This window comes from Serratia sp. DD3 (genome assembly GCF_000496755.2).
On the sequence record NZ_AYKS02000044.1, the window covers coordinates 65403 to 82852 of the forward strand.

Below are 17450 nucleotides of genomic sequence, written 5' to 3' on the forward strand. Positions count from 1 at the left end.
AGGAAGCCCTTCGCTCACTGCCGCTAGCCATATGATGAGTACAAAAAAAATTTGGCGAATATTAACATAAAAGCCGAAGTAGCCGTAAAAACTGACGACAAATTACCCCAACCATTTACGCCAACTGGCACACACCTGCTCACGCTCAGCCGCAAACAACGTCTGACTGACTTTACTGGACTGTTCTTGCAGTGCCAGGTGGTGAATTTCATCACGCATAGTGACATAGGCCATGGTTAACGCCTGCGCCTCCTGTTCCGGCATGATGTTATAATTGGCCATCAGCTCAAAGATCCGCACATTATCCGACCAACGCGTTAAACGCGGTTCCCCCCGGGCGTAACGCAACACCAGGTATTGGGCGATAAATTCAATATCGGTGATGCCACCTTCATCGGCTTTGATATCGAATAGATCACGCTGCTTACTCCCTAAATGGTGGCGCATCTTTTCCCGCATTTCCCGCACTTCTTGTTGTAGTTTGGTGACCTCACGCGGTTTACACAGAATCTCGTGGCGGATGTGGTCAAATTGCCGATGCAATGCCGGGTCGCCATAGACAATACGCGCCCGCACCAACGCCTGATGTTCCCATGTCCAAGCCTCATTACGCTGGTAGTCAGCAAACGCCTCTATCGTGCTCACCAGCATCCCCGCCGCACCGGAAGGGCGCAGGCGGGCATCCACCTCGTAGAGAATACCGGAAGAGGTACGGGTGCTGAACAGATGCATGATTCGTTGTGCTAAGCGCAGATAAAACTGGCGACCATCAATACAACGTTCGCCGTCAGTCATCACTTCCGGTGGGCAATCCAACAGAAAGACCAGATCGAGATCTGAGCTGTAGCCCAATTCCCAGCCCCCCAGCTTACCGTAGCCGATAACCGCGAACCCGCGCCCCTCACGCTCATGTAAATGGGTGGGTTGACCGTAACGGGCAGACATATCCATCCAGGCCTGCTGCACCACCGTATCAATGATGGCTTCTGCCAGATAGGTTAAGTGATCACTCACTTTCATCACTGGCAGAACTTCAGCAATATCTGCGGCGGCAATACGCAATTGCTGCGCCTGCTTGAACTGGCGCAATGCTTCTAACTGCTGCTCTTCATCATCTTCCGGGACCCGCAGGCGGTATTGGCGCAATTCACTGCAATACGCCCCTGGAGCCACCGGTTGATACAGCGTGGAGGTATCCAGCAACTCATCCAGCAGTAGCGGATAGCGTGCCAATTGGCTGGTGACCATCGGTGATGCCGCACAAAGACGAATCAGGTGGCTAAGGGCCGCATGGTTTTCCATCAGCAGCTCAAGATAGGTGGTGCGAGTAACAATGCTCAGCAGTAATTGACTCAAGCGCACCAACACCGTGGTCACATCATGACGTGGGCACACTTCAGCCAATAGGCGTGGCATCAATTGATCCAACACATCTCGCCCACGTGGACCGATAGTCCGCTTGTCTACATCATGACGGAAGCTGGCAATGGTATGCAGCATCTGCTTGCGCGACTCTGGATTCAGATGGGGCGTCAAAGGGGCCAGTTCATTCTCATCCAGCGCATCCTGCCATAGGCTATGGAAATGCTGATAGTTGGGATCTTCACCCACATCCGGGCTGTCGTCACCAATCAGCTCATCAAACACTGCTCGAACTTGCTGCATATGGTTATCCAGCAGGGTGACCAGCGCTTGCCAATCCGCTTGCCCCATCCCCCAAGCCAAGCGAGCCTGATCCAGCTCATCCTGCGGCAAGGTTTGCGTTTGTTGATCACCAATCGCCTGCAGCAGGTTCTCCAAGCGCCGCAGCAATAGATAGCTCTCACTGAGTGAAGCAACCTGTTGCTCAGCCAGCAGCCCTAACGCCCCCACGGCTTGCAACGTGGGTAACAGCGAACTCCCTTGTAAATCCGGCTCACGCCCACCGCGGATCAATTGGAATACCTGAGTAATAAACTCAATTTCGCGAATACCGCCGGCACCCAGCTTGATATTGTCTTTCAACCCCCGCCGCCGCACTTCACGGGCGATCATGCTCTTCATATTACGCAGCGACTGGATCACACTGAAATCGATATAGCGACGGAACACAAAAGGCCGCAACAGGTTACGCAGTTCCTGACTGTAAGGGTCTTCCGCCCCGCCCATCAACCGCGCCTTCACCATGGCATAACGTTCCCAATCCCGCCCCTGCTCCTGGTAATAATCCTCCAGCGCGGCAAAGCTCATCACCAAGGGGCCGCTATCACCAAAGGGCCGCAGGCGCATGTCGACACGATAGACAAAACCATCAATAGTTTGCTGATCCAGCACCTTGATCACCCGTTGCCCCAAACGGGTAAAGAACTGGGCATTATCCAACTCACGCCGCCCGCCCTGAGTGTGACCATTTTCCGGATAGGCGAAAATCAGATCGATATCAGAAGAAAAATTCAGTTCCCCACCGCCCAGCTTGCCCATCCCCAGGATCAGCAATGGCTGAGGTTCGCCCTGGGCATTACAAGGAGTCCCCCACTCGCAACAACAGGTTTGATATAGCCAGTCACGGGCGCTGACGATCAGCGTTTCCGCCAAGGCGCTCAACTGCTGCAGTGTATCTTGCGTTGAACACAACTGTAGGGCCTGCGCCCAGGCAATGCGCACTAGGCTTTCACGGCGGAACAGGCGCAATACCTGCATTAACTGCCCTTCGTCACGCACGTCTTCAAGTGTGTCCTGCAACCAGGCGGCATAATGCTGCCACTCATCCGCCACTGGCGGTTGCTTGCGCAGCGTCTCTAACCATTCTGGGTGATGAAGCAACATGTCACTGACAAAATCGCTCGACACCAGAACAGCCTGTTCGGTGTTACTGAGCACCATTTCGGCACCCAACGTTTCCTGAAAACGCTGCACAATATTCTGTGCCTGGCGCTGTAATGCAGCAGAGAGTGGCAACATAGTGATGGACCTGTGCTGTGGCCTGCCAGCCATGATTAATAAACTTGGGTATACACCCTTTAACTTAACCAAAACGACGCATGGGAAAGCGCCTGTTTACGACAAGATTCATACCAGCCCTGGCGATTCTCGGCGACAGCAGATTGCAACTCACGCCAACCCGCAATATAGGGTTCAGTTTCGCTATCAGGATAAGCGCCAGACAGTAATAGCAACGACAGTACCTGCCGGGTCAAACGTGGCAATTGCTCTTGGTAATCATCTTCGCTCAGTTTCTGCGCGAAAGCCGCTTTCAACTCCGCCACACAGCGCGCCAACATAATATCGCAGAAACGTTTGAAGGAACCGCCCAGCTTGACCTGTGCTTTACTATCAATAAAGGGTCGCCATGCAGCGGTCACTAACCACGACGTAAGTACCAACTTACCTTGCAGGTACTCTGGGCTGTAACACAACACCTGAGGCTCGGTGGTTTTTGCCTCCAGCAACGGCTCCAGTGCCGTCAAACAGGCGCGTAAATCCGTACTGGCTTTACGAGGCACCAGACCACCAAACAACACCAGCGCCTGGCGAATCAACGCTATCGCCTCTATCACCCCGTGACGGGCCTGTTGGTCACCACGTAACCAGAGCTCTTCATGATATTGCCAATGACTCAGCGCCTGCTCACAGGCAGCCACCATTCCCTGTTCCACGGTGGATTTGGCCGCCAGTTTCAGTACCTTTAGCGGCTGCCGCTCACGGGGTACATTACCTTGCGCCAAGTGGTAACCGCGAGCGGCCTTGCTCAGGCTCCCCTGCCGCAAACCACCTTGTTCAGCCAATTTTGCCGCCAAAGCCAGTAAATCCGCCGTTTCGCCACTTTTCAGCTCCAGCTCCAGTTCGCATATGGCTTCACTGTCTTCACCTGCACGCACTTCGCCTTGGTCAAAGCCAATCTCGACCTCGCTGTTACCGTAAGTAACCACCCACTTCTCACGCACAAAATCAGTGCGAAACAGCGGCTGCAACGCCTTTTGCAACGGCAGCAACTTGCAACCCTCTGGCCAGATATCCGCAGGGAATTTTTTCAAGCCCAGCGTGGGTTTAGCGATGGCAACATTATATTCTGGCCGCTGATGCAGCCCCCCAATCACCGAACCGGCGGTTTTAAGGGTCATCTCGTATTTGCCATCACAACCACGAATACGCAAACCCATATCATGGTTGCGCATAAAGTTATCGGCAGTTTCATAATAAATATTGGTTAGCTGCTGCGGTGCCACATGCTCATTAGGCCAGGCCGCAAATCGCTCGAAAAGCGTATCGACCGCAGTGGGGGAAACAATAAACTTCAGTTCTATTTCAACACTCATTTTGTTTTTATACTCTAAATCATGCCAGTTATATAAAGACACCAACCACTCACATTCCGCTCTGCTTACCCTGTCAAATCATCCGCAAGTTTGCGGGTATTCTGCAACTTGAATCAAGCTGAGGATGAGATCTCCCCGGGAAAGATAGCTTTCATTCCGGTTTTGCCGTTGCACCTTCAGATTTAACACTCTACTATCTTTCCATAAATCCACACAGAAACGATCAAACTATGCCGAAATTACGCCTGATTGGACTTACCATATTCAGTTTTAGCATCACTTGGTGCGCACATGCCGAAGATAAACGCTATATCTCCGATGAATTAAACACCTATGTCCTTAGCGGCCCAGGTAACCAATTTCGTGTTGTCGGCACACTTAATGCCGGCGAAGAAGTCACGCTATTGAACGTCAATGACAGTAACAGTTACGGGCAGATCCGTGATGCCAAAGGGCGCACGGTCTGGATCCCACTAAGTCAACTAAGTCAAACACCCAGCCTGCGCACGCAAGTACCACTGTTAGAACAGCAGGTGAAAGACCTGACCGATAAATTAGCCAACATTGATAACAGCTGGAACCAACGTACCGCCGACATGCAGCAGAAAGTCGCCACCAGCGACAGCACCATCAATAGTTTGCGCCAAGAAAACCAGAATCTAAAGAATCAGTTGATTGTAGCGCAGAAAAAGGTAGATGCGGTTAACCTGCAGCTTGACGACAAACAACGGACCATTATTCTGCAGTGGTTTATGTACGGTGGTGGCGTCGCGGGTATGGGGTTACTGATTGGCCTACTGCTGCCTCGCCTGGTGCCACGCCGTAAAAACAGCCGCTGGATGAACTAATAACCGTTACCTACGGTTCAAATATCTGTGGTTGTTGACCAGGTTCTTAAGCTCAAGATACCCGAGCCAAAACCGACCATGGGCATACTAATGACCGATGTTGCCAACAGCCCATCGGTCGGTTTGCCCTGATAACCGCTGTACCCACAATATTCAGGAGCTAAACCGTGAAGACTTACCTGGTCGGCGGCGCTGTACGCGACACCCTGCTTAATCTGCCGGTAGTTGATCGGGACTGGGTGGTGGTGGGTGCCACACCCGATGAACTGCTCGCGCTCGGTTATCAGCCTGTGGGTAAAGACTTCCCGGTGTTTCTCAACCCGAAAACCCATGAAGAGTACGCGCTGGCACGTACCGAGCGTAAATCGGGTCAGGGTTATACCGGTTTTAACTGCTACGCGGCCCCGGATGTCACCCTCGAAGCAGACTTGATGCGCCGTGATCTCACCATCAATGCCATGGCACAGGAAGACAACGGGAATTTGGTCGATCCCTATCATGGTCAAGCTGACCTGAATGCCCGCATTTTACGCCATGTTTCCCATGCCTTTGCAGAAGATCCGCTACGTGTTTTACGGGTAGCCCGCTTTGCTGCCCGCTTTGCCCCTTTGGGCTTTACCATCGCAGCGGAAACCCAGGCGCTGATGCGTAGCATGGCTGAAAGTGGCGAGTTATCCAGCTTAACCGCAGAACGAGTTTGGAAAGAAACAGAGAAAGCCTTACAGAGCCAGACTCCCCAGGTTTATTTCCAGGTACTACGGGACTGTGGGGCGTTAAAGGTGTTGTTCCCAGAAATTGATGCCTTATTTGGCGTACCGGCACCCGAAAAGTGGCACCCAGAGATCGATACCGGGGTACATACGTTGATGACACTGGCGATAGCCAGCCAACTCAGCGCTGAAGTGGCTATCCGTTTCTCCGCTCTGTGCCACGACTTGGGTAAGGGGCAAACACCGAAAGAACTCTGGCCCCATCACTACGGTCATGGCCCAGTGGGGGTCAGGTTGGTGGAACAACTCTGCCAACGGTTACGCGTGCCGAACCCACTGCGTGAACTGGCCAAACTGGTGGCGGAATATCATGACCTGATCCACACCGTTGACAAGCTACGCCCGGAAACATTACTCAAGTTGTTTGATAACATTGATGTGTGGCGTAAACCACAACGTCTGGAACAGATGATCCTCTCCAGCGAAGCTGATGCCCGAGGGCGCACCGGGTTTGAAAACTCACCTTACCCGCAAGGTGACTACTTGCGCCAAGCCTATCTGGTCGCCAACAGCATTTCGGTGAAAGAGGTGGTAGCCAGTGGCCTGCAAGGGCTGGCAATCCGCGATGAAGTGCGCCGCCGCCGCCAGCAAGCACTGGCAGAATGGAAGAAAGCGCAAGCCCCTTCAGCGTAATCATCACGCCAGGGGGGCTTACCCTTTTTACTCAATTACATAAACACCATATAAACCACACCCGCAACGATAAACCGGTAGATAGCAAACGGCACAAACGAAATACGTTTGATCAACTGCAGGAAAGTTTTAATCGCGATCAGCGCGACAACGAAAGCCGTAATAAAACCAACGGCGAACATTGGCAAGTCGGCCAAGGTCAGAAAATGCAGGCTCTTATAGAGATCCAGTATACTGGCCCCCATCATCATCGGTACCGCCAGGATGAAGGAAAACTCAGATGCTGCATAACGGTTTACCCCCACCAGCATACCGCCAGAAATGGTGGATCCTGAACGGGAAAAACCCGGCCACAGCGCCAGACACTGGAAGCAACCGATAGCAAACGCTTGACGATAAGTGATGTCATCCAACCCCACTGCCCGTGGGTTTTTCGGTTTTAGCCATTCCGCTACCAACAGCAGCACACCACCGGCAATCAGGGCATACATGACGTTTTTCGCTTCAAACAGCGATTTGATAAAATCATGAAACAGCAGCCCCAACACCACCGCCGGGAACATCGCCAGCAGGATATGCCCCAACGTCAGGTGCCCTGCCGTCTTCCCTTCATGAGCTACTGGTTTACCACCAAAATGAATGCCGATCAGGCCAAACAAGCGGCGCCAGAACACCACCACTACCGCCAGAATCGAACCCAGTTGAATAATCACTTCAAAAGTTTTGGCCGTATCCCCGGTAAAACCCAACCATTCCCCAACAATAATCATATGGCCAGTGGAAGAGACCGGTAGGAACTCCGTCAATCCTTCAACCACCCCAAGCACAAATGCCACAAACAATAAATGTACGTCTGTCATCAACCTGCCTACTCCGTTTAAAATTTAACAGCTTATTCTATACCCAGGTTCATTCAAGTTGCAGCCAATATCACTACCGCATAAAAATGACCGAGTTTCAGACTGGCCGCCTACCGCGTTCAATAATCACCCCAACCCGGTTTGCTTGGGCCACCGCCCCCGGTTTGCTGACTTTAATACGCACCCAAGGAGAGTTAAAACGTTGCAGTAAAATTTCAGCCACCTCTTCCGCTACACGCTCTACCAAAGCAAAACGATTAGGTTGTACATGCCCAATCACCGCCTCACTGACATCCGCGTAGCTTAGGCAGTCATTCACATCATCACTGGCTGCGGCTTGGCGATTATCCCAGGCCATTTCGATATCGAACACCAGCTTCTGTTGAATGGTCTGTTCCCAGTCATAAACACCAATGGTGGTGATCACACTAAGTTCTTCAATAAATACGATATCCATCACGTCATTCTCAGTTTTTGCCCTTGCCAGTACCACTTCTGGCTGAATATGCGTATTATCCATGGATATTGTAAGTAAAACGACCATTATTAAACGGAACCGCGTTATGAGTGCTACCGCGCTTGGCATGATTATCTTCGCGTATCTGTGTGGCTCAATTTCCAGTGCGATCCTGGTTTGCCGGATCGCCGGGCTACCTGATCCGCGTGAACAAGGGTCAGGAAATCCTGGTGCCACCAATGTCCTGCGTATTGGCGGGCGCTTGGCGGCACTGGCGGTATTACTGTTTGATATTATCAAGGGGATGCTGCCGGTCTGGCTGGCTTATTGGCTCAACCTGCCACCGCTATACCTGGGGTTAACCGCCATCGCCGCCTGCCTTGGGCATATTTACCCGGTGTTCTTCCATTTTCGTGGGGGGAAAGGCGTCGCCACTGCATTCGGTGCCATTGCACCAATCAGTTGGGACCTCACCGGCCTGATGACCGGAACCTGGCTGCTGACGGTACTCTTGAGTGGTTACTCCTCGCTGGGGGCAATCATCAGCGCACTCATTGCACCGTTTTACGTCTGGTGGTTCAAGCCGCAGTTCACCTTCCCGGTCGCCATGCTCTCATGCCTGATCCTGTTGCGCCATCACGACAATATTCAGCGCCTGTGGCGTGGGCAAGAAGGGAAAATCTGGGGGAAATTCCGCAAAAAAAATAAAGAAACAGCGGAATCGGCAGAAAAAAAAGAAGAGTAATCAGCGGCTAAGTTATCTATTCAAGCTTAATCCAGCCGCTGTTTATCTATTCACTTGGCGCTATCTAGCGTGACGGGGTTGAAATCAACCGCAGGCAACTCTGCCAGTGGCCAGCGTGGGTGCACCGAAACACTCAATTCACTATCGGCGCCATTTTTCAGCCGGATAATCCCGGCGTAGGCAATCATGGCACCGTTATCGGTACAAAATTCCGGGCGAGCATAAAAAACCTCACCCCGACGTTTTTTCATCATTTCCGCCAGTTTATGGCGTAACGTCTGGTTTGCACTCACACCACCTGCAACCACCAGCCGCTTAAGGCCGGTTTGCTCCAACGCACGTTTACACTTGATGGCTAAGGTTTCTACCACCGCATCCTCAAATGCCCAGGCGATATCAGCTTGAGTTTGCTCATCGTTACCGTTGGCACGAATCGTATTGGCAGCAAACGTCTTCAAGCCGGAAAAACTGAAATCCAAACCGGGACGGTCCGTCATTGGCCGTGGAAAGGTAAAACGGCCAGGAGTCCCCTGTTGCGCCATTTTTGACAACAATGGCCCCCCTGGGTAATCCAACCCCAACAACTTTGCCGTTTTGTCGAATGCTTCACCGGCAGCGTCATCAATCGACTCGCCGAGCAAGGTATATTCACCCACGCCGTTGACACAAATAAGCTGGGTATGGCCACCAGACACCAGTAACGCCACAAAGGGAAAGGCCGGTGGGTTATCCTCCAGCATGGGAGCCAGCAAGTGCCCTTCCATATGATGTACCGGTACTGCAGGGACGTTCCAGGCAAAGGCCAGCGCGCGACCAATGGTAGCCCCAACCAGCAGTGCCCCGACCAAACCCGGGCCCGCGGTATAGGCGACACCATCGATATCCGCCGCCGACAACCCGGCCTCTTTCAGCGCAGCCTGTATCAACGGCACGGTTTTGCGCACATGATCACGGGAAGCCAGTTCCGGCACCACACCACCATAGTCGGCATGCAGTTTAACCTGGCTGTAAAGTTGATTAGCTAATAAACCGGCTTGGTCGTCATACACTGCAATTCCGGTTTCATCACAGGACGTTTCTATACCCAGTACGCGCATTACATTTCCCATCATTCACGTGCAGCGGTCAGTTTATCACAATCCAGATAGCGTTTACTGCCAATCCGGCAAGTTGAATCAACCTGAAAGGCTGCTTTGGCTAAAGGATAATCATATGAGTTTGCCATGGTGCTTTACAAAGCAGCATGCATTGAAGTAAAATTCCGCACCATTTTGAAAAGGCTGGCGCTTGGCCAGCAGCAAACCGAATTTTATTGAGGTGAGAGGCACATGCCTGTAATTAAAGTACGTGAAAACGAGCCATTTGATGTTGCTCTGCGTCGTTTCAAGCGTTCCTGCGAAAAAGCGGGTGTTTTAGCTGAAGTTCGTCGCCGTGAGTTTTATGAAAAACCAACTACCGAGCGTAAACGTGCTAAAGCTTCTGCGGTAAAGCGTCACGCCAAGAAACTGGCTCGCGAAAACGCACGCCGCACTCGTCTGTATTAATCCTTCGGGGGCAACCCCACCGCGTGTTTGTTGGTTTTAAACAACACGCAGACCGAGTAGTTGCATACGAAGGCCGTGCCTTCCGGAAGGAAAGCGCGGCTTGTTCTTGTTTATAGCAAATATAACAGGGGCTTATGGCTGGGCGAATTCCGCGTGTATTTATCAATGACTTGCTGGCTCGTACCGACATCATCGATCTGATCGATGCGCGGGTGAAGCTTAAAAAGCAGGGCAAGAACTATCACGCATGTTGTCCGTTCCACCACGAGAAAACACCTTCATTCACTGTAAATGGTGAAAAACAGTTTTATCACTGTTTTGGTTGTGGGGCACATGGCAACGCCGTCGATTTCCTGATGAATTACGACAGACTGGAGTTTGTCGAAACCATCGAAGAACTCGCCGCCATGCAGGGTCTGGAAGTGCCTTACGAGGCAGGTAACGGGCCAACGCAAATTGAACGCCATCAGCGCCAAAATCTCTACCAACTGATGGAGCAGCTCAGTACGTTCTATCAACAGTCGCTACATCAACCCAGTGGGTTGTCGGCACGTCATTACCTACAACAACGTGGCTTGAGTGATGAGGTTATCCGCCATTTTGCCATCGGTTTTGCACCGCCGGGTTGGGATAACGCGCTTAAACGTTTTGGCGGGAATGGCGACAACCGGGCCGCATTGAATGATGCCGGTATGCTGGTGACCAACGATCAAGGGCGTACTTATGATCGTTTTCGCGAACGTGTGATGTTCCCCATTCGCGACAAACGTGGGCGAGTCATTGCTTTTGGTGGGCGGGTATTGGGTGATGGCTTGCCAAAATACTTGAACTCGCCAGAAACTGAAGTGTTCCACAAAGGCCGCCAGTTATATGGCCTGTATGAAGCACAACAGATTCACTCCACCCCGCAGCGCCTGTTGGTGGTGGAAGGTTATATGGATGTGGTGGCATTAGCGCAATATGGCATAGATTATGCCGTTGCCTCATTAGGCACCTCAACCACGGCGGAACACATTCAGTTACTGTTCCGCGCCACAGATAATGTGATCTGTTGTTATGATGGTGACAGGGCTGGCCGCGAGGCAGCTTGGCGTGCGTTAGAAACCGCACTGCCCTATCTTAATGATGGTCGCCAGTTACGTTTTATGTTTTTGCCTGATGGTGAAGACCCGGACACCTTAGTACGCAAAGAGGGCAAAGAGGCCTTTGAACAACGAATGGAGCTGGCGCAGCCGCTTTCCACTTTCTTATTCGAAACCTTGATGCCACAAGTGGATTTAAGTAGCCCGGATGGTCGCGCCAAACTGAGTACACTGGCACTGCCGTTGATCACTCAGGTGCCCGGAGAAACGTTGCGTTTATATTTGCGTCAACAACTGGGTAGTAAGCTGGGCCTGCTGGATGACAGCCAACTTGATAAGTTGATGCCCAAACAGATGGAAAATGCCAATCCTTATCAGGCCCCCCAGCTAAAGCGCACGACCATGCGTATGCTGATAGGTTTACTGGTGCAGAATCCACGTTTGGCTACACTTATACCATCGCTGGAAGGGTTAGAGCAGAGCAAGCAGGCAGGCTTACCGTTATTTTCTGAATTGGTGCAGACCTGTTTAGCACAGCCTGGGCTCAACACTGGCCAGTTGCTGGAGCTCTATCGGGACAATGAATTCAGTCCGCAGCTTGAAACCTTGGCAACATGGAACCATATGATCGTTGAGGATCAAGTTGAACAACATTTTTTAGATACATTGACTAACCTGTACGAGTCAATCCTGGAAAAACGCCAGGAAGATTTAATCGCCCGTGACAGAACGCATGGCCTGAACGCCGATGAGCGTAAAGAACTTTGGTCATTGCAGCTGGCGTTAGCGAAGAAAAACTGAATACCAAACGGCTTAAGTGCCGCTAAAAAACAGGGAAATGCCCTGATATATGTCGCCATAGTGGGCCGCGACAACAATGAAAACGCCCCAAATGCTATTGTTGGCAGTTTAGCCGACCGACACCAACCTAAATACTCTGAAGTGTGGATACCGTCTTATGGAGCAAAACCCGCAGTCACAGCTAAAGCTACTTGTCACCCGCGGTAAGGAGCAAGGCTATCTGACCTATGCTGAGGTCAATGACCATCTGCCGGAAGATATCGTCGACTCCGACCAGATCGAAGACATCATCCAGATGATCAACGACATGGGCATCCAGGTGCTGGAAGAGGCACCGGACGCCGATGATTTGATGCTGGCCGAGAATACCACCGATACTGACGAAGATGCTGCAGAAGCTGCAGCTCAGGTGCTCTCAAGCGTTGAATCCGAAATTGGCCGTACCACTGATCCGGTGCGCATGTATATGCGTGAAATGGGTACCGTTGAACTGTTGACGCGTGAAGGTGAAATCGACATCGCCAAGCGCATTGAAGACGGTATCAATCAGGTACAGTGCTCAGTTGCCGAGTACCCGGAAGCCATTACCTACTTGTTGGAACAATACGATCGTGTCGAAGCGGGCGAAGTGCGCCTGTCTGACCTGATCACCGGCTTTGTCGACCCTAATGCGGAGGAGGAAGTTGCGCCAACCGCTACGCACATCGGTTCTGAATTAACACCTGAAGAACAGAATGACGACGAAGAGGACGAAGAAGACGAGGATGATGCTGAAGACGACAACAGCATCGACCCGGAACTGGCACGCCAGAAGTTTCTTGACCTGCGCACCCAACATGAAGCAACCAGCCTGGTTATCAAAACCCATGGCCGTAGCCATGCCAGTGCAGCAGAAGAGATCCTGAAGCTTTCTGAGGTCTTCAAACAGTTCCGTCTGGTGCCTAAACAGTTCGACTTCCTGGTCAACAACATGCGTGCCATGATGGATCGCGTTCGTACTCAAGAACGCCTGATCATGAAACTGTGTGTTGAACAGTGCAAAATGCCGAAGAAAAACTTTGTGACCCTGTTCGCGGGCAACGAAACCAGTACCACCTGGTTTGAAGCTGCACTTGCCATGGCCAAACCATGGGCAGAGAAACTCAAAGAAGTGGCTGACGATGTTCAACGTAGCCTGCAGAAACTGCGCCAGATCGAAGAAGAAACCGGCCTGACCATTGAGCAAGTTAAAGACATCAACCGTCGCATGTCGATTGGCGAAGCCAAAGCTCGCCGCGCGAAGAAAGAGATGGTTGAAGCCAACTTGCGTCTGGTTATCTCTATTGCCAAGAAATACACCAACCGTGGCCTGCAATTCCTGGATCTGATCCAGGAAGGTAATATCGGTTTGATGAAAGCAGTAGATAAGTTTGAATACCGCCGTGGCTATAAGTTCTCGACTTATGCAACTTGGTGGATCCGCCAGGCGATCACCCGTTCGATTGCGGATCAGGCGCGCACTATTCGTATTCCAGTGCATATGATTGAGACCATCAACAAACTCAACCGTATCTCACGCCAGATGCTGCAAGAAATGGGCCGTGAACCGACGCCGGAAGAGTTGGCTGAACGCATGTTAATGCCGGAAGACAAGATCCGTAAGGTGTTGAAGATCGCCAAAGAGCCTATCTCCATGGAAACGCCAATTGGTGATGATGAAGATTCGCATCTTGGTGATTTTATTGAGGATACCACCCTTGAGCTGCCACTGGATTCTGCCACTTCGGAAAGTCTGCGTTCTGCCACCCACGATGTTCTGGCTGGCCTGACCGCGCGCGAAGCGAAAGTACTACGGATGCGTTTCGGTATTGATATGAATACCGACCACACTCTGGAAGAAGTGGGTAAACAGTTTGACGTTACCCGCGAGCGTATCCGCCAGATCGAAGCTAAAGCGTTGCGTAAACTACGCCACCCAAGCCGCTCGGAAGTGTTACGCAGCTTCTTGGATGATTAAGTTTTTCGACCCAAGCCCCAGCATTGCTGGGGCTTAATTATTGAAAGACAGAATAGACCACCTGCTTATTTTCCATAGTGGAAATATCCGCAGATACCATTCTAGATTCCCCCCAGTTCCTCTAATCAATTCTGTCACCGAAGTGGATACCAGCAGATTTAGTCACCATCAGCCATAAGGCATTCTGCGGGTATTGAGTTGTAAAAACGACCTCCGCGCTTGGCAATATCATCTCAGAAAATTCCGTCCTGCTTTCCTTTGACCCTATCCTTACCTCTACCCTAGTCAGGTTCCAAAGCTACGTTCGCTTGCCGTCCCTTGCAGTGGATACCCTTGCCACGGGTCATAACTCTGCAATTTAATGGTGATGGATATCCTCTTGAGATGTAACGCTAATTACATATTACTTTCATATTTTTACCATCATTGAGGACTACAGTGCAGGAGATCATTTTAAACTGATCATTTTAAACAAGGAGAGTAAAACATGCCTATTACCCGCCATCGCCAATCTCATTGGCTCAAGAAATTGTCTTATTTATTTCTCGTTTCATTCTGTTTGACATGTTTGTCAGCCTGTGACTCATCCGACAGTTCTAAATCTTTCAGTGATTTTAATAAAGAGCAGAAAGAAAATGAAAAAGAGGAAGGAAAAGAAAAAGAAGAAGAGAAAGAGAAAGAGAAAGAGAAAGAAGCCACCATACGTTGCGCCCCTTAATTAGGTCGAAACACCCCCTAATTATCACCTGATATTATAGATGAAATGATCCTTTAGATAATTTTAGTTGCAGGACAAAACGCAAAGCGTTTTGAACAGCGCTTGCGCTGGCCCTTTAGGGCGATGCCTTGTGCCGAGTAACGTGGTGAACTTATGACTCATCGGTCGTTAACCGATTTGAATTTCACAAAACAATAGCCCGAAATGTCAGCCCCATGGAGAAGTAAATCATAAGCACAGCCAGCACATCGACAACTTTCATTATTAAAGCGAAGAATAAGGGAAACAGGACTCCGTTATGACTATTGATAAAAGCAAACGCAAATTTTTAAAAGGGTCATTAAGCACCGTTGCTGCGATGACTGCTATGCAAATGTTCCCACCTAGCATTCAAAAAGCGCTGGCCATTGCGGCAAATAATGCAACCGGCACGATTAATGATGTGGAGCATATTGTTATATTTATGCAGGAAAACCGCTCCTTTGATAATTACTTTGGTACGCTCCCTGGCGTGCGTGGTTTTGGCGATCGCTTTACGATTCCATTACCCGATGGCCTGAATGTGTGGCAACAGAAGGATGGTAAAGGGAACACCATATTACCTTATCGTCTTGATCAAAATCAGGGTAATGCGCAACGTGTTGCAGGAACGCCGCATTCTTGGGTTGATGCCAGAAATGCCTGGGATAAAGGCCGCATGACAAACTGGCCTCAATACAAAGAACCTCAATCCATGTCCTATTATGGTGAGCAGGAATTAGAATATCAATTTGCCCTCGCTAATGCTTTTACCGTCTGTGATGCCTATTATTGCTCTCTGCATGGTGGTACTAATAGCAACCGTTTATTTCATATGACGGGGACCAACGGCGCAACCACACCTACCGGCAAGGTCGTGGTTAATAATGTCTTCGATGAACTCGCCACTGATACCGACCTGAATTACGCGTATGACTGGACCACCTACCCAGAACGTTTGGAAGCTAAAGGCGTATCCTGGAAGGTTTATCAAAATATGCCGGATAACTTTACTGACAATCCATTGGCGGGGTTCGCTCAATATCGCGAAGCCAATATCCTTTCTGGCAAGCCAGTCTATAACGATCTTCAACCGGAAGAAAACCCGAGTTATGATCCGGCAACCGATAGCAAAGGATTATATAAAGGTATTGCCAATACCATGTCCGATGGTGGTTTTTTAGCGAGCTTTAAACAGGACATCTTGTCAGGTAATTTGCCGCAGGTAACTTGGATTATTGCTCCTGCCGCCTATTCCGAACACCCTGGCCCTTCAAGCCCAATACAGGGGGCTTGGTATACCCAGGAAATTCTGGATGCGTTAACGGCTAATCCGGATGTGTGGAGTAAGACGGTATTATTCCTCAATTTCGACGAAAATGATGGCTACTTTGATCATATGCCTCCACCTTGTGCCCCTTCCTTGGATGAGAATGGTCAGCTTATCGGTAAATCTACGCTCAGTGATAAGGATTTATCGTATGAGTATTACACACATCCGATTGTTGATGGCACTAGAATGCCCCCTCAGGACCAAGATTGCTATGGCCCTGGTCCACGGGTACCGATGTATGTAATTTCCCCTTGGAGTCGCGGCGGTTGGGTCAATTCGCAACAGTTTGATCACACATCGGTACTGCGCTTTCTGGAAACCCGTTTTGGCATAGCCGAAGAAAACATTAGCCCTTTCCGGCGTGCGGTGTTCGGCGATTTGACCAGTACATTTAACTTCGCCAACCCTAATTTTGAGCAAATGCCCGCCCTCGCAGGTCGAAATACCAAAGACAATGCGGATACATTGCGCAATGAACAGCAAAAGAAGCTAAAAATTCCTGTTCCATCACAACAAGACTTGCCAGTACAGCAACCGGGTATAAAACCAGCGCGTGCTTTGCCTTATGAACTCCACACCAGCGCCCGCACTGATGCTAAGGCCCAAGTCGTCAGCCTGATCTTTTCCAATACGGGCAGTGAGGCGGCGGTATTCCATGTATACGATAAGTTGCATCTGGATCGCGTACCGCGCCGTTATGTTGTTGAGGCAGGTAAACTATTAGACGATATCTGGGCACTTGATGATGACGGGCGTTATGATTTGTGGGTATTAGGCCCCAACGGCTATCACCGTGCTTTTGCTGGTGTATTAACTCAGGATAGTGCTGCTGCTAATCCCGAAATACGTGTTTGCTATAACATTACGACAGGTGGCGTGATAGTGACGTTGATGAACAACGGTACGCAACCCTGCATCTTTAACGTATCAGCCCAAGCCTATCGTAAAGATGGCCCTTGGACGATTAACGTTGACGCTGGTACCCAAAAGGATTTGGACTGGAACCTGGACGATAGCGGGAACTGGTATGATTTTGAGGTGACTTGCCCAGCATTACCGGATTACCGTCGCCGTTTTGCTGGCCATGTGGAAACGGGTAAACATACCATTACCGACCCTGCCATGGGGCTGTTGTAAGGCATAGACCCGACATTGCGATTGATACAAACCTAATATCAAAATACGTCAGGGATTCACCTGATGTGCATTATCCCGGAGGTTAAACCTCCGGGAGCGTGCTTATCGTGTTCATCTTATTATTTAAAGCATAGAAATCCGGTTGACCAATAATTGCTTTAAAATTTAATTTTTCAAAAAAACGTCATAACAGCATCATATTGTAAATTTAAG

General features: G+C 50.4%; 13 protein-coding genes. 8 read left to right on the top strand and 5 right to left on the bottom strand.

What is annotated here, in order from left to right; translation table 11 throughout:
• Nucleotides 1-102: 102 nt before the first annotated feature.
• Both glnE and IO95_RS07375 read right to left on the bottom strand, forming a co-directional pair.
• Complete coding sequence (gene glnE, locus IO95_RS07370; RefSeq protein ID WP_023490359.1) at nt 103-2940, bottom strand: bifunctional [glutamate--ammonia ligase]-adenylyl-L-tyrosine phosphorylase/[glutamate--ammonia-ligase] adenylyltransferase; 2838 nt, start codon at nt 2938-2940, stop codon at nt 103-105.
• 59 nt (nt 2941-2999) lie between these two features.
• Nucleotides 3000-4295, bottom strand: coding sequence for an inorganic triphosphatase (locus IO95_RS07375; RefSeq protein ID WP_023490360.1), 1296 nt, complete (start codon nt 4293-4295; stop codon nt 3000-3002).
• A 230-nt stretch (nt 4296-4525) separates the two neighbouring features.
• On the opposite strand from IO95_RS07375, the gene IO95_RS07380 reads away from it, so the two are divergent.
• Together IO95_RS07380 and IO95_RS07385 are read left to right on the top strand one after the other, a co-directional pair.
• Nucleotides 4526-5143: a TIGR04211 family SH3 domain-containing protein gene (locus IO95_RS07380; RefSeq protein ID WP_023490362.1), complete on the top strand. Its 618-nt coding sequence runs from the start codon at nt 4526-4528 to the stop codon at nt 5141-5143.
• Between the two features lie 167 nt (nt 5144-5310).
• Nucleotides 5311-6546, top strand: coding sequence for a multifunctional CCA addition/repair protein (locus tag IO95_RS07385; RefSeq protein ID WP_023490364.1), 1236 nt, complete (start codon nt 5311-5313; stop codon nt 6544-6546).
• A 35-nt stretch (nt 6547-6581) separates the two neighbouring features.
• On the opposite strand, the gene bacA is transcribed toward IO95_RS07385, so the two are convergent.
• Both bacA and folB read right to left on the bottom strand, forming a co-directional pair.
• The gene (gene bacA / locus IO95_RS07390) at nt 6582-7406 is read right to left on the bottom strand and encodes an undecaprenyl-diphosphate phosphatase (protein WP_023490366.1); all 825 of its coding nucleotides are present in this window, start codon (nt 7404-7406) and stop codon (nt 6582-6584) included.
• Nucleotides 7407-7503: 97 nt separating this feature from the next.
• Nucleotides 7504-7863, bottom strand: coding sequence for a bifunctional dihydroneopterin aldolase/7,8-dihydroneopterin epimerase (gene folB / locus IO95_RS07395; protein ID WP_037384678.1), 360 nt, complete (start codon nt 7861-7863; stop codon nt 7504-7506).
• Nucleotides 7864-7969: 106 nt separating this feature from the next.
• On the opposite strand from folB, the gene plsY reads away from it, so the two are divergent.
• Nucleotides 7970-8608, top strand: a complete 639-nt coding sequence (plsY, locus tag IO95_RS07400) for a glycerol-3-phosphate 1-O-acyltransferase PlsY (protein ID WP_023490370.1) — start codon at nt 7970-7972, stop codon at nt 8606-8608.
• Between the two features lie 50 nt (nt 8609-8658).
• Here the strand turns inward: plsY and tsaD are convergent, their stop codons facing one another.
• Entirely contained in the window at nt 8659-9705 is a 1047-nt protein-coding gene (gene tsaD, locus IO95_RS07405; protein ID WP_023490371.1) for a tRNA (adenosine(37)-N6)-threonylcarbamoyltransferase complex transferase subunit TsaD, read from the bottom strand.
• A gap of 231 nt (nt 9706-9936) precedes the next feature.
• On the opposite strand from tsaD, the gene rpsU reads away from it, so the two are divergent.
• The 5 genes from rpsU to IO95_RS07430 all read left to right on the top strand — a co-directional run bounded on the left by rpsU (nt 9937) and on the right by IO95_RS07430 (nt 17237).
• Nucleotides 9937-10152, top strand: a complete 216-nt coding sequence (gene rpsU / locus IO95_RS07410; RefSeq protein ID WP_001144069.1) for a 30S ribosomal protein S21 — start codon at nt 9937-9939, stop codon at nt 10150-10152.
• A gap of 134 nt (nt 10153-10286) precedes the next feature.
• Nucleotides 10287-12035 (top strand): DNA primase, encoded by a 1749-nt coding sequence (gene dnaG / locus IO95_RS07415; RefSeq protein WP_023490373.1) that lies wholly within the window; start codon nt 10287-10289, stop codon nt 12033-12035.
• 157 nt (nt 12036-12192) lie between these two features.
• Nucleotides 12193-14031, top strand: a complete 1839-nt coding sequence (rpoD, locus tag IO95_RS07420; RefSeq protein ID WP_023491307.1) for an RNA polymerase sigma factor RpoD — start codon at nt 12193-12195, stop codon at nt 14029-14031.
• Between the two features lie 487 nt (nt 14032-14518).
• Nucleotides 14519-14749, top strand: coding sequence for a hypothetical protein (locus IO95_RS07425; RefSeq protein ID WP_023491309.1), 231 nt, complete (start codon nt 14519-14521; stop codon nt 14747-14749).
• Between the two features lie 298 nt (nt 14750-15047).
• Complete coding sequence (locus tag IO95_RS07430; protein ID WP_023491310.1) at nt 15048-17237, top strand: phosphocholine-specific phospholipase C; 2190 nt, start codon at nt 15048-15050, stop codon at nt 17235-17237.
• Nucleotides 17238-17450 lie beyond the last annotated feature (213 nt).